Origin of the sequence: Paraglaciecola sp. MB-3u-78 (assembly GCF_002835935.1) — a bacterium.
Classification (GTDB): domain Bacteria; phylum Pseudomonadota; class Gammaproteobacteria; order Enterobacterales; family Alteromonadaceae; genus Paraglaciecola.
This window is the reverse complement of record NZ_PJCF01000004.1, coordinates 547672-561277: the sequence shown is the minus strand read 5'-3', so window position 1 is coordinate 561277 and position 13606 is coordinate 547672. Positions and strand designations below refer to the sequence as shown.

At 40.9% G+C, this 13606-nt stretch carries 12 protein-coding genes; 9 read left to right on the top strand and 3 right to left on the bottom strand.

Going from position 1 to position 13606, the window contains the following annotated elements:
* The first annotated feature begins 279 nt into the window (after positions 1-279).
* Both CXF95_RS09250 and CXF95_RS09245 read left to right on the top strand, forming a co-directional pair.
* Positions 280-531, top strand: a complete 252-nt coding sequence (locus CXF95_RS09250; RefSeq protein WP_101198391.1) for a hypothetical protein — start codon at positions 280-282, stop codon at positions 529-531.
* A gap of 166 nt (positions 532-697) precedes the next feature.
* Positions 698-2494 (top strand): sodium:proton antiporter, encoded by a 1797-nt coding sequence (locus CXF95_RS09245; protein WP_101198390.1) that lies wholly within the window; start codon positions 698-700, stop codon positions 2492-2494.
* Here CXF95_RS09245 and CXF95_RS31400 read toward each other — a convergent pair.
* The gene (locus CXF95_RS31400) at positions 2491-2634 is read right to left on the bottom strand and encodes an SRPBCC domain-containing protein (protein WP_369809308.1); all 144 of its coding nucleotides are present in this window, start codon (positions 2632-2634) and stop codon (positions 2491-2493) included. The two genes, CXF95_RS09245 and CXF95_RS31400, sit on opposite strands and share 4 nt — an antisense overlap.
* Between CXF95_RS31400 and CXF95_RS29950 the strand changes: the two genes are divergently transcribed.
* Positions 2614-2787 carry a hypothetical protein gene (locus CXF95_RS29950; protein ID WP_198556566.1) on the top strand — a complete coding sequence of 58 codons (174 nt, stop codon included), beginning with the start codon at positions 2614-2616 and terminating at the stop codon, positions 2785-2787. The two genes, CXF95_RS31400 and CXF95_RS29950, sit on opposite strands and share 21 nt — an antisense overlap.
* Here the strand turns inward: CXF95_RS29950 and CXF95_RS09235 are convergent, their stop codons facing one another.
* Positions 2788-4953, bottom strand: a complete 2166-nt coding sequence (locus CXF95_RS09235; protein ID WP_101198388.1) for an exonuclease domain-containing protein — start codon at positions 4951-4953, stop codon at positions 2788-2790. It lies immediately after the preceding gene.
* A gap of 769 nt (positions 4954-5722) precedes the next feature.
* Here CXF95_RS09235 and CXF95_RS09225 point away from each other — a divergent pair.
* From CXF95_RS09225 to CXF95_RS09215, 3 genes are read left to right on the top strand one after another with little or no spacing between them, the layout of a single operon-like run.
* A complete protein-coding gene (locus tag CXF95_RS09225) occupies positions 5723-7645 on the top strand; it encodes a PrkA family serine protein kinase (RefSeq protein WP_101198386.1) in 1923 nt (640 codons plus the stop codon).
* 31 nt (positions 7646-7676) lie between these two features.
* Positions 7677-8963 carry a YeaH/YhbH family protein gene (locus tag CXF95_RS09220; RefSeq protein WP_101198385.1) on the top strand — a complete coding sequence of 429 codons (1287 nt, stop codon included), beginning with the start codon at positions 7677-7679 and terminating at the stop codon, positions 8961-8963.
* Between the two features lies 1 nt (position 8964).
* Positions 8965-10497 carry a SpoVR family protein gene (locus CXF95_RS09215; protein ID WP_101198384.1) on the top strand — a complete coding sequence of 511 codons (1533 nt, stop codon included), beginning with the start codon at positions 8965-8967 and terminating at the stop codon, positions 10495-10497.
* 300 nt (positions 10498-10797) lie between these two features.
* Here CXF95_RS09215 and CXF95_RS09210 read toward each other — a convergent pair whose 3' ends face one another.
* Entirely contained in the window at positions 10798-11076 is a 279-nt protein-coding gene (locus tag CXF95_RS09210) for a hypothetical protein (protein WP_232787739.1), read from the bottom strand.
* A gap of 63 nt (positions 11077-11139) precedes the next feature.
* Between CXF95_RS09210 and CXF95_RS09205 the strand changes: the two genes are divergently transcribed.
* The 3 genes from CXF95_RS09205 to CXF95_RS09195 are packed head-to-tail and all read left to right on the top strand — an operon-like array spanning position 11140 to position 13456.
* Entirely contained in the window at positions 11140-11442 is a 303-nt protein-coding gene (locus tag CXF95_RS09205) for a hypothetical protein (protein WP_101197783.1), read from the top strand.
* On the top strand, positions 11439-11804 hold the full coding sequence (tnpB, locus tag CXF95_RS09200; RefSeq protein WP_101197784.1) for an IS66 family insertion sequence element accessory protein TnpB: 366 nt from the start codon (positions 11439-11441) through the stop codon (positions 11802-11804). Before CXF95_RS09205 ends, tnpB begins: the two co-directional genes overlap by 4 nt.
* A 35-nt stretch (positions 11805-11839) precedes the next feature.
* Positions 11840-13456: an IS66 family transposase gene (locus CXF95_RS09195; RefSeq protein ID WP_101197785.1), complete on the top strand. Its 1617-nt coding sequence runs from the start codon at positions 11840-11842 to the stop codon at positions 13454-13456.
* Positions 13457-13606 lie beyond the last annotated feature (150 nt).

Genomic DNA, 13606 nt, shown 5'->3' with positions numbered 1-13606 from the left:
AAAGGATACTAAAAGTACTAACTCGCTTTTGGTATCCTCACACAAAAAAGCCTTGTCATAAATCAACTGAAATCATGCTAAAAGTAGACACCAACGCAGAATTTTTAGCCTGTGCTTATGTTTGTCATTTTGATTAAAAACTGGTTAAAAAGACTAATGCCATCACTGGAAAATATTAACAACAACACCTAAACCACTGTTTTATATAGACTAATAAATCTGGTCTAAACTATGCTTAACCAATAAAAAAGTTTACTTTAAATTAGCGAGGAGAGGAAAATGGACGAAGGTATGGTGTTTGTATTGATTATTTTATTTGCATTTGTATTACCTATAGTTTTGATTGGTACTTGGACGTCCCATAAAAAGGAAATGGCGAAGGTCAATGCTAATTTAAATATTTCTGAAAAAGAAAATATACAAAACGAATTAGCATCGGTTAAAACCAGACTAGAAGTGCTTGAAGCGATAGTGACCGATAAGAAGTATCAATTACATCAAGAGATAACCGAACTCAAAGCGGTAGACTAAACCCTCAATTCACAATAACTCCTCAGGTAAACCATCATAACAACTGTTACTTACCTGAGGTGCTGCCATTTTGTGCTATTGAAATGAGTTTAATAATTGATTTTAATTACTTATCTGTGCTGTGATAGGCCATATTTTTTGACATATCTAGCATACTGGAATTCACGTGAGCGATCCGATTATCTCCTTAGTGGCAGTGGGACTTATTTCCATTACCTGCCAATTTTTGGCTTACAAAATAAAACTCCCTGCCATTTTACCGCTATTAATTGCAGGGATCATTGTTGGCCCAGTAACTGGCATCATTAATGCCGACTTATTATTTGGTGACTTGCTCTTCCCAATTGTATCTCTATCGGTGGCTATTATTTTGTTTGAAGGCTCACTGACCCTTAAATTTAAAGATTTAAGTGGTCATGGCTCTATGGTGCGAAATTTATGCACAGTTGGCGCTCTGATCACTTGGGTAATTGCCGCACCTGTTGCTCATTATGCTATGGGTATGTCATGGGAAATGGCATTTTTATTTGGCGCAATTGTCACTGTTACAGGGCCCACAGTAATAGTGCCAATGTTACGAACAGTAAGACCTAGCACTAAAATAGCCAATATTTTACGCTGGGAAGGCATAGTTATCGATCCAATTGGTGCCTTGTTAGCTGTGTTAGTTTTTGAATACATTGTGTCTACCCAAGATGCGCTAAGCCACACCTTATTTGCCTTCGCTAAAACCATTTCAGTAGGCGTTATTATTGGCGCACTTTCAGGCTATCTAATGGGTATCGTGCTGCGTAATAACTGGATACCCCATTATTTAGTGAACACCGCAGTATTAACCTTAATGTTAGGTGCATTTGAAGGCTCTAATATGATTGCTCACGAATCTGGTTTATTAACAGTCACCATCATGGGTATCTGGTTGGCGAATATGAAACGGGTCGAAGTCGATGATATTTTGGAATTTAAAGAAACCTTAAGTGTGTTGTTGATTTCTGGATTGTTTATTCTTCTAGCCTCAAGAATTGAGCTCAGTGCCATGCTTAATTTAGGCTGGGGATCTGTTGTTGTCTTACTGGTTATCATGTTTGTTGCTAGGCCAATATCTGTTTTTATATCGTCCTTGGGTACTAATTTGAATTGGCGAGAAGTGGCACTTCTTAGCTGGATTGCGCCTCGGGGTATAGTGGCAGCAGCCGTATCAGCTTTATTCGCATTGAAGTTAGAGGCTTTAGAGTACGGCCAATTTGAATTATTAGTACCCTTAGTGTTTTTGGTGATCATCACCACTGTGGTGATTCAAAGCCTGACATCCGTTAAAGTGGCAAAAATGCTCGAGCTACGTGCCCCAGCCCCTTATGGATTTTTGATTTTTGGTAGCGGTTTATTTTCAAGGTTATTTGCCAAGGAATTAATTGCTCAGGAGGTCACAGTGCGTATAGCAGATACCAACTGGGAATCGATAAGGCTAGCACGTATGGACAATATCCCTACCTACTACGGCAACCCCATGTCTGAGCATGCAGGTCGTACTGTAGATTTATCCCTATACGGCACCGTATTGGTTATTTCGCCCTATAAACAACTCAATCCCTTGGTAACCTATCATTTCGAACACGAACTGGGTAAAGGAGCTGTACTAGGCTTAAGCGTCAACGAACCCCAGAAACGTGCAAGCCACCAAGTATCAGAGTCATATGCGGCAAAGTTATGCCTTTTTAATGAAGATGTGACTTATGCAAAACTAGCAGGGTATGCTAACAAGGGAGGCACAATAAAAACCACTAGGTTGTCTGATGAATTCAGCTATGAAGATTATGAAAAAGAGTATCAGAAACGCTCCATTAGGCTATGCGCGATTGAACCAAATGGTAAAGTAAGAATGTTCACTAGCTTAAGAAATATTCAACCTAAATCAGATTGGCGTATTGTCAGTCTGATAACGGAAGATAAGACAACAGATTAAATTGTCTTTGATAAAAACAGTTTAAATCCATCAATATAGCTGCTCCAACCTTGATCGTGCATAGCTATGCTTTGTTGTTTTTGAAAGCCTGAATGTTCGATGAGGACAGTTGTACCTTTATGAGTAGCGGAAAATGTCACATCAATTTCGCTCACATCGCCATCATGATCCCATTCCCATATATACCCATAGATGTTGCGGGGGCAATAACCGTATTAGAAGACACCCAATGGGCATACATCTTTTCTAAAGGAAAAGGTAATTTGCCCATTTCAGAGGCGAATTATTTGTAACTATTTGCCTATTGTGATTTTTTGCTGATGGACCATTTTTAAAAGCACGGCTGCCGCCTCGGCATCACAAAGCGCTCGGTGATGGTTCTCTAAGGAGATATCAAAGGTTTCACATAGATTGCCTAACGAATATGACCTAAGACCTGGGAATTGCTTTCTCATTTCCCTCACAGTGCATAATTTAGGCATCACAAAATTACGGTCGAGACGCTGATACTCTTGTTTAAAAAAGCCGTAATCAAAATTAACGTTATGTGCCACAAAAACACAGTTTTCCATGAATTGACTAAGACTATCTGCCACTTCACTGAATAAAGGCGCATCCTTGACCATATCGTTGCTTATTCCAGTGAGCTTAGTGATAAAGCTGGAAATATGCCTTTGGGGGTTAATCAAACTGCTCCACCTTTCAACTATCTCGCCATTGATCATTTTTACTGCACCAATTTCAGTGATGCGATGTTGTGGCTGTTTACCACCCGTTGTTTCAACATCCACCACCACATAAGGCTGCATAGGATCAACAAACCACTCTACCCTGCATATCCGCACGTCAAATCCTGCGTCTTGTAAAGCATTCATAGTGACAAATTGATTGGGCCTAATAACATCTCCCGGCGCTTTTACTTCCTCGAATCGCAGTTGCTCATTTTCTATAATCATCAAGTCTGGATAACCATCGTTCAAGCCATGGTAATTCTTTGCCATGGCTCTCAAATGTTGCACAACAGCCTCTACTGGAGCGGCAATCAAAAAAGTTGAAATGATCTGTATCATATGCGGATTCCAACGAAACATACCATTAGGCTGGCCGTAATACTGGGTAGCTATTTTGGTTAAATAGGCAGTCGCCCTTTTTGACTCAGAAAACATCAATAAACGTTGCTCGATAGCGTTCTCTAACGTCTGGTAAATCATGTTTTCTTTGACTACCTTTGGCCTGCGGTCAAACTCAGTCGCTACCGAATCAGCATCATTGAACAGCTCTTGCCAAAATGACAGTCCAAATAATGCGTTAAACAAACGGTTTTCAGTCCTAAATACGACTGAGCCTAAACGCTGGTAACACTGTTTAACGCCCTTTTCTACTTGGTCTTTATGTATTAGGTCTATCGCTAAATTATAACTGTCATCACGCAACTTCTTGGTTAATTTACTGACTTTTACCTGATGAAATTTACGTTGATAAAAATCTTCCGCAAACAGTAATAATGCATCATCCAAGGAATTATCGATAAGGTACTCTAATTCCTGTTTTACTCGGTCTTTTTCACCCAGTTTAAACAGCTCTCTTAACCATTTCTCTTGCGCTTTTGGATGGCTAGAGGCACTGAGGTATTTCAAGGCTAATGCTAGAGACTGAACCAACAGCTGTTTACCCAACACATAAAAAAACTCATCTCTAAGTTGATTACATTGAGCACAATTAATGATTATGACTGGGTGCTCTACTGGCCCTTTATTATTTAATACATATTCCTTAATATTTAATTCATTACGTTTTAATTGTTCGAGTTTAAAACTGTAATAGAAAACACACTTCCCTTGCTCTAATTTATTGAATCGTGCGTTTTGTTCAGAAGTGCCAGAGCGCGTTTTTAATACCCCCAGGTCCCGCATAGAAAACTTGTTCAATCCACTACTGGTATTACCGAAAAACAAGAATAATAAATACGCTAAACAATACTCAAAGTTTTTAACTAAAACTTTCTGGGCAAGCTCTGATGAAAGGCATTGGTTATTAGTACAGGAATGAATTACTTGTTCTAACAAAACCTGTCTCGTAGCACTTTTTTTAATACCACTAACAGCATATTGCTCTAAAATTTCAAGCAATTGTATTTTGGTCAATTGTTGTAACCAACCTTGGATATCCTCAGGCTTCAATCTCCTTAAAAAATTGACCTTCTGTAGCGCGACTAATTGACTTTGACAGTTGTTAATCTCGTGATAATACATTTTATCTAAGGTGATAAAACAACCTTGCCGATTGATTACCCTGACAAACATACATTGGGTGTCATGGGCTAACTGTTGGTAACATTTCATAAATTTTTGGTGTTCTTTATCCAACAGATGCCCACACTGTTGTGTAATAAAATGAATAAATTCATTGAAATGGTCAAGATAGTATTTTTCTGGTAGTGCCTTGGGGTAATTGCGCATTAGAAGACGTCAGTTACGAACAATCCCAGTATTATATACAGTAGTTCATACAGTTGTAAAATTGCATGTTGAATTTGGACAATAGGCCATGGTATTGGGAGTTTTTTTGTTTTTGTACATTATATATCTAGTTGCAAACTATCCTCCTCTGCTCATATTTGTTTAAGAAAAAGCACGATTCGCGCGGCGTGCGCATGATGGTTTTTGTCTCGAATCCTTTCGAGCCAGTGACTTTTTTTATAAAGTGCGTCCCGCGCAGCTTCCGTTGCACTTTACCTTTCAGGCCAGCTAAAGCTTGCCATTTGCCCCTAAAATAAGCCTTTTTGTGCTGATACTTTACATGCGGGAAAGCAGTGGCAGAGCCACCTAAGATGAATATCGGCGAAGCCTCTGAAATGCCCAACCCCATAATGATGGTTGTTGTTTCAATTCAATTAAATATACGTAATATATTGATTTAACTGTTCTTTTATTGATTTTTTTACAATGGGTATCTCTGTAATTTTACTAAATAATAAAATGCATAAAGCACGCTTCGTGGTTTGAGTCCAAATTATCTGTACGGATCCTCGGCATTAACTAATTCAAGATTCTCATCTACACATTTATGTTTGAGCTTTTTTAGAGCCCACAAAAAAATCAAAAATCACATTATTAAGCTAAGTGAAAGCTTTTTTTTATTATCAATCTTAATGTGCTACACAAAAGTGCTGATAAGGGTCTAGTATATATAGTATGACCTACAAATGTTTTCTTCTAGGAGTTAGTTATGGGCATTTTTGATCATTTCCAGCAAAGGTACGAGCAACACAAAGAAGAAGAATTCAGCATTAATGAATTTTTGGATATATGTAAAAAAAACACAAGCGCGTATGCAAGTGCTGCGGAGCGACTGTTAATGGCTATCGGCGATGCTGAAATGATTGATACCTCAAAACGTCCAGCATTAAGTCGTATATTTTCCAATCGTGTTATTGCCATGTATCCAGCCTTTGACGACTTTTATGGTATGGAAGAGTCCATCGAGCAAATTGTGTCCTACCTCCGGCATTCATCTCAGGGTTTAGAAGAGAAAAAACAAATACTGTATTTACTTGGTCCGGTTGGCGGCGGCAAGTCATCTTTGGCTGAAAAACTCAAAGACTTAATGCAAAAACAGCCTATTTATGTGCTCAAAGGATCACCGGTAAATGATCATCCCTTATGCCTGTTTGATGCAAACGAAGACGGTGGGATTTTGCAGAAAGAATACGGGATCCCCAATCGCTACCTCAAATCTATTATGTCGCCCTGGGCCCGAAAACGTCTTCACGAATTTAATGGCGATATTAGCCAATTTAAAGTGGTCAAGGTTTACCCTTCAATTTTGGATCAGATAGGCATTGCCAAAACTGAACCCGGCGATGAAAACAATCAGGATATATCAGCCTTGGTGGGTAAGGTAGATATTCGTAAACTTGAACACTACGCGCAAAATGATCCCGACGCATATTCATATTCTGGCTCCCTATGCAAAGCCAATCAGGGAATGATGGAGTTTGTGGAAATGTTTAAAGCGCCGATTAAGGTATTACACCCACTACTGACAGCCACTCAGGAAGGAAATTATAATCCGACCGAAGGTTTCTCAGCCCTACCCTTTGACGGGATAATTCTGGCTCACTCGAATGAGTCTGAATGGCAAACATTTCGAAACAACAAGAACAACGAAGCTTTTTTGGACAGGGTATATATTGTAAAAGTGCCTTATTGTTTACGTGTGTCTGAGGAGATCAATATTTACCGTAAGTTGCTGGCAAGTAGTCAGCTATCGGCCGCACCATGTGCCCCCGACACCCTGCAGGCTTTGGCTCAATTTAGTGTATTGTCGCGTTTAACCGAGCCAGAAAACTCTAGTACCTATTCAAAAATGCGGGTATACGATGGTGAAAGCCTTAAAGATACAGATCCAAAAGCCAAGTCCTACCAAGAGTATAGGGATTATGCAGGAGTAGATGAGGGTATGCAGGGTTTATCCACTCGTTTTGCCTTTAAGATTTTGTCACGGGTGTTTAACTTTGATCAGCTAGAAGTAGCAGCCAATCCTGTTCATTTATTTTATGTACTGGAACGCCAAATTGACCGAGAACAGTTCCCAGCCGAGTTAGCAGATAAATATAAAGAACACCTGAAGGGCTATTTGATCCCTAAATATGTGGAGTTTATTGGCAAAGAAATTCAAACAGCTTATTTAGAGTCATATTCTGAATATGGACAGAACTTGTTTGACCGCTATGTGACCTATGCTGACTTCTGGATACAGGATCAAGAATATCGTGATCCTGAGACCGGTCAGCTGTTTGACCGCGAAGCCTTAAACGGCGAACTGGAAAAAATTGAAAAACCGGCAGGTATTAGTAACCCCAAAGATTTTCGTAATGAAATCGTTAATTTTGTATTACGAGCCCGCGCCAATTACAAAGGTCACAATCCTTCATGGACCAGTTACGAGAAATTACGCACCGTAATTGAAAAGAAAATGTTCTCTAGTACTGAAGATTTGTTACCCGTTATTTCCTTCAATACCAAAGGTTCAGCCGACGATCAGAAGAAACATGAGGATTTTGTCGATCGTATGACGGAAAAAGGTTACACCCAAAAACAAGTCCGACTCTTGTGTGAATGGTATTTACGCGTGAGAAAATCGTCTTAATTACGAGATTATTAAACTGAGGCGATGTGGTATGGCTCAATTTATTGATAGACGGCTAAATAGTAAAGGTAAAAGTACGGTAAACAGGCAGCGTTTTTTGCGCCGTTATAAAGAACAGATCAAACAATCTGTTGCCAACTCCGTCAGTAAACGCAGCGTGACGGATATTGACAGTGGCGAAAAAATCAGCATCCCCAGCCGTGATGTATCTGAGCCTTTTTTTCATACAATTAAAGGGGGGAAACAGGAAAGAGTGCATCCCGGCAACGACCATTTTAGTCGCGGTGACAAGGTCAATCGACCACAGGGAGGCCATGGCCAGGGTAATGGTGATGGTGAGACCAGTGACTCCGGTGAAGGCGAAGATGAATTTATCTTTCATATCTCCAAAAATGAATATTTAGACCTACTATTTGAAGATTTAGCCCTGCCCAATTTGCAAAAAAATCAGCTCGACAAACTTGTCCAGTACCAAACCTATAGAGCTGGCTTTGTGTCTGACGGGGTACCAAGTAATTTGGATGTTGTACGATCACTCAAGGGCTCGATCGCGCGGCGTATAGCTATGACAGCGGGTAAAAAAGTTTTACTGGCAGAATTGGAAGAAAAGTTACTCAAACTTAAAAATGACACCATTGACCACCAGATGGAAATCATAGTTCTAAAAAACGAAATTGCAGAGCTCAAAAAACGCATCACTAGGGTACCTTTTATAGATACCTTTGATTTACGTTTTCGAAATTTCGAAAATCGCCCCATTCCCACCAGTAAAGCAGTAATGTTTTGTTTAATGGATGTCTCTGGATCTATGGATCAAGCTACAAAAGATGTGGCCAAACGTTTCTATATTTTGCTTTACCTTTTTCTAACCCGTAGCTATAAAAATGTTGAGGTAATTTATATCCGCCACCACACCCAAGCCAAGGAAGTCGACGAACAAGAGTTTTTTTACTCCCAGGAAACCGGTGGCACTATAGTCTCCAGCGCACTCAAACTGATGCAAAACATTATAACTGAACGATTCCCAAGCAATGACTGGAATATCTACGCAGCACAAGCTTCGGATGGTGACAATTGGGCCGATGACTCACCCAAATGTAGTGAACTTCTACACCAGCAACTCTTGCCCATAATACGTTATTTTGCCTATATAGAAATTACTCAACGCCAGCATCAAAGTCTATGGGAAGAATACCAGCAACTAAGCGACATCCACCCAAATTTCTCGATTAAACATATTCGTGAAGTGAGAGATATTTACCCTGTATTCAGAGAGCTATTTGATAAGAACATCAGCAAACAAAAAGGAGTAACTTAGTGTGGCCAAAAACAATAAATCAGTGCCCTTAAGTGATGGTCCTGACTGGACATTTGCATTGTTAGAACAGTATGAACAAGAAATTGACCGTGTTGCCAAATACTATGGACTTAAGACCTACCCGAACCAAATTGAAGTGATCACCGCCGAACAAATGATGGATGCTTATGCCAGTGTTGGTATGCCACTCAATTATACCCATTGGTCTTTTGGTAAGAAATTTATTCAGACCGAACAGAATTATCGTCGCGGCCAAATGGGCCTGGCTTATGAAATAGTAATTAACTCAGAACCCTGCATAGCCTACTTAATGGAAGAAAATACAATAACTATGCAGGCCTTGGTAATAGCCCATGCTTGTTACGGACATAACTCCTTTTTTAAGAACAACTATTTATTTCAAACCTGGACCGATGCAGGGTCGATTATTGATTACCTGCTGTTTGCCAAAAATTATCTGGCCAAGTGTGAGCTGAAATATGGCGTATCTGCAGTCGAAGACATCATGGATTCTTGTCACGCCTTAATGAGTTTTGGTGTAGATCGCTACAAACGGCCACAAAAAATCTCCATGCAAGAAGAACGTGAAAGGCAACATGACAGAGAAACCTACCTACAGTCCCAGGTCAATGATTTATGGCGTACCTTACCTGAGGCAAAATTAAAGGACCCTGAGAAAAACGTGCGGTTTCCTTCTGAACCTCAAGAGAATCTGCTGTATTTTATTGAAAAAAACGCTCCCCTACTGGAACCCTGGCAGCGTGAATTGGTGCGTATTGTGCGTAAAGTTTCCCAGTATTTTTATCCTCAAAAACAGACCCAAGTAATGAATGAGGGCTGGGCCTGCTTTTGGCACTATCATATACTTAATCACCTCTATGACGAAGGCAAAGTTACCGACCGTTTTATTATGGAGTTTTTACACAGCCATACCAGCGTGGTGGCACAACCGGATTACAACAGTCCCAATTATTCAGGGATCAACCCTTATGCCCTGGGTTTTAACATGTTTATGGATATTAAACGGGTATGTCAACACCCCACCGAAGAGGATAAACGCTGGTTACCGGACATTGCAGGTAAAGACTGGTTGGAAACTATAAATTTTGCTATGCAAAACTTTAAAGACGAGAGTTTTATTAGTCAATTTTTATCGCCTAAAATCATTCGTGATTTTAAACTATTTGCTATCGAAGACGACGAACAAGAACCACACATTTGTATCTCGGCCATCCACGACGAACTGGGTTATCAAAACATCAGAGACAAACTTTCTGCCCAGTACAACTTAAGTAATATTGAGCCAAATATTCAGGTATATGACGTAGACGTCCGTGGTGATCGTTCTTTAACACTGCGCTACATTCCACAAAATGCAATTCCACTGTCGAAAAGTAGCGAAGCAGTACTTAAACACTTTCACCGTTTGTGGGGATTTGGAGTTAAATTAGAACAACTTGCTGAAGATAATAGTATTTCACTGTTAGCTAGTTGTCCGGAAGATCTCAAACAACAGACTGAACTGGCTATTTAAAAGTGTGAATTTGAGAATAATTGTGTTGAACCTTGTAATAATCCTAAAAATAGTTAATCAATCATATGCTACTTGGATACAGCAGCTATCAACTATTTTCAGTGAATTGATTAACGAAATAATCTAAGGCTTCTGGAAACAGGGTAACTTGGTTACGGCCCAGGCCTGCAATATGAGGGACATATCAGTGACTCTTGCTCTAGTTAACCTGCTAATAAGTATGCTAAAAAGATTAAATGGCAGCAGACAACATCAAGATTATTTGATCATAAAAATGCGGTGGTTAGTTAGCCTACCAATTCAAATCATCCGGAATATCATACTCAGCATACCAATCATCATCTTCACTACTTTTCTGATCTGCGTCACTAATATTATCGGCGCGATGCGCCACAAGTGCCTTTTTCTCGTCTTCTTGTTTGGTTTTTTGGTTGAGCTCTCTTTGGATTTTTTAGCTTCCACTACTTTTTCAGCGGCTAATTTTGCTTCGTTGGTTTGTACTACATTGTGGTGTTTTGCGCTTTGACTTGTTTGTTTTTTTGTTGGCGCACTTGATTGGTAAGCGCCAAATAAACCCACGGTCTTATTTTACCATTACCGCTGGTGCATAATTTCGTCACTGAAATCAAGTGAGGAAATGACATGTCAAAACAACCCATCATCTTTTGGCAGCAACACGTAAGCCAATGGAAGGATTCAGCATTAACACAAACGCAGTATTGTAAAAAGCATCAACTAAACCCGCAGCGACTAAGTCACCATAAGCGTAGATTAGAAACGCAAGAAACAGCACCGGTCAAAACGGGTTTCATTGCATTGCCTATTCCAGAGTATTTACCCAAGCCAGAATTATTAACGCTGCACTTCGCCAATGGCCTGTCGTTATCGGGTATTGCGCCCAATAATATCGATGTGGTGAAACAGCTAACGGCGGCATTGTCATGACAAGTGCGATGCGCCCGTGCATGTCGCTTACGCATATTTATCTATATCCGCAGGCAATTGACTTCCGTAAGTCATTTCGAGGCATTAGCGCCATTGTCGAATGTGAGTTGGGTCACAACCCTTTTTCGGGTCACTTGTATGTGTTCACCAATAAACGGCGCACTAAAATCAAATGTCTGTTCTGGGAAAACAATGGTTTCGTGCTGTATTACAAAAGCCTAGAGGAAGATAGATTCATTTGGCCGAGGTGTGAAAAGGAGGTGATAACACTCAACGGCCAGCAAATAAACTGGCTACTTGATGGTCTTGATATTAGTGCCATGAAGGGCCATAAAAAGTTGCATTTCGACAGTGTTTTTTAGGGCTTTTTAGCCTCAAGTTTAGTATAATATCGGGCATGAAATTACCGCCCAACACCCATAAAAACAAGGCTTTTAGCGACACCGATACCATGTCAAGGTTGCAAGCTATGCTGTCTGAAAAAGACGGGGTGATTGGGGAAAAAGAAACACTGATTGCAGAGCAAAGTGACATCATCGAAAAGAAGTCTGATGTCATCGATTCACTTAAAAAGCGCGTTGAGTTACTCGAAGAGTATTTACGCTTATCTAATAGCAAACGCTTTGGCAGCAGCTCTGAACAAACCCCGCCAGAGCAAGGTAACTTGTTCAACGAAGCCGAAGCGACCAGTGAGCCAGAACAAACTGAGCCTGAGTTACCGACCACAAGCGAGCCTAAAGCCAAAACCGGTCGCAAACCCTTTGCTAAAAACCTACCACGCACCCAAGTGTTTGCGTATTTGTCAGATACTGAAAAAGAAGGCGCAATCAATACCTTCTTTGTGAAAGTCAGAGAAGAGCTAGATATTATCCCTGCCAAAGTACAGGTACTAGAGTACATGCAGGAAAAGGCGGTGTTTAAAGACGAACAAGGCACAACCACCATGAAAGCGGCTGAGGTCATTAAACACCCTGTACCCAAAGCCATGGGCAGTATCAACTTAATGACCTACATCATTATTGCTAAATACGCCGATGGCATGCCGCTTTATCGATTAGAGGGGATTATCGAACGATACGGGGGCAGCATATCAAGAACAACACTCGCCAACTATGTCATTGCGCTAGGCAAACAAATCCAACCCTTAATTAACTTATTAAGGGAGACTCAGCATGCCGGCTCACTCATTATGGCGGATGAAACCCGCATTCAGGTATTAAAAGAGCCAGGGCTTGCGCCCACGGGCGATAAATTTATGTGGGTGACACTCGGCGGTAAAGCCGACCAACAAAGCGTGCTGTTTGACTATGACCCATCGCGTGCTCGCCATGTGCCTATGCGCTTGCTACATGGATTTACTCATGGCTACCTGCAAACCGACGGTTATGCAGGTTACAACGAAGTGTGCCGCAAAAACCAGCTCATTCAATTAGGCTGTATGGATCACGCTCGCCGCAAATTCATCGAGGCACAGCAATCACAACCTAAAGGGAAAAAAATAAAAGCCAGCAAAGCCGACATGGCCTTGAGCCTGATTAACAAGCTCTATGGGATTGAGCGCACCATCAAACATGCTAGCAATGAGAAAAGACTGGCCGTTCGCCAAGCTAAGAGCATGCCGATATTAAACACACTGCAGGCATGGCTCACGGCAAACAAACCGCGCGTGGCCACCGACAGTTTAACTGGCAAGGCCATGACCTACTTGCATAATCAGTGGGATAAACTCACTGTGTATTGCACAGATGGGCAGCTTCGCATCAGTAACATTATGGCTGAAAACGCCATTCGCCCTTTTGCCGTTGGGAGGCGTGCATGGTTATTCGCCGACACACCTGCTGGCGCAAACGCCAGTGCCGCACATTACAGCTTGATTGAAACCGCTCGGTTACATGGCATTGAGCCATACGCATATCTCAATACTATATTCAAAGCGATACCCTATGCGGAAACGGTGGAAGATTTTGAAGCGTTATTGCCGTGGAACTATAAGCGCAGTATTACGACTGTTTGATACGTGGGTTGATTAGCCGCTTACTCTATGTTCGCCAATTATTTTTGAGATTTCGTAGGGTTCAACTGGATTTTTTAGAAGCACAGCTTCGCCCAGTTGAACAACCTGACAAGGACGTCAGGTTTGGGTGCCGATCATCAGGGACGTGTG

What these genes read in the sequence shown, in the direction of transcription:
- CXF95_RS29950 (WP_198556566.1), top strand. Translation starts at nt 2,614, where the DNA reads ATGAGTAGCGGAAAATGTCACATCAATTTCGCTCACATCGCCATCATG.
- CXF95_RS09250 (WP_101198391.1), top strand. Translation starts at nt 280, where the DNA reads ATGGACGAAGGTATGGTGTTTGTATTGATTATTTTATTTGCATTTGTA.
- CXF95_RS09205 (WP_101197783.1), top strand. Translation starts at nt 11,140, where the DNA reads ATGTCAAAACAACCCATCATCTTTTGGCAGCAACACGTAAGCCAATGG.
- CXF95_RS09220 (WP_101198385.1), top strand. Translation starts at nt 7,677, where the DNA reads ATGGCTCAATTTATTGATAGACGGCTAAATAGTAAAGGTAAAAGTACG.
- CXF95_RS09225 (WP_101198386.1), top strand. Translation starts at nt 5,723, where the DNA reads ATGGGCATTTTTGATCATTTCCAGCAAAGGTACGAGCAACACAAAGAA.
- tnpB (WP_101197784.1), top strand. Translation starts at nt 11,439, where the DNA reads ATGACAAGTGCGATGCGCCCGTGCATGTCGCTTACGCATATTTATCTA.
- CXF95_RS09235 (WP_101198388.1), bottom strand. Translation starts at nt 4,953, where the DNA reads ATGCGCAATTACCCCAAGGCACTACCAGAAAAATACTATCTTGACCAT.
- CXF95_RS09195 (WP_101197785.1), top strand. Translation starts at nt 11,840, where the DNA reads ATGAAATTACCGCCCAACACCCATAAAAACAAGGCTTTTAGCGACACC.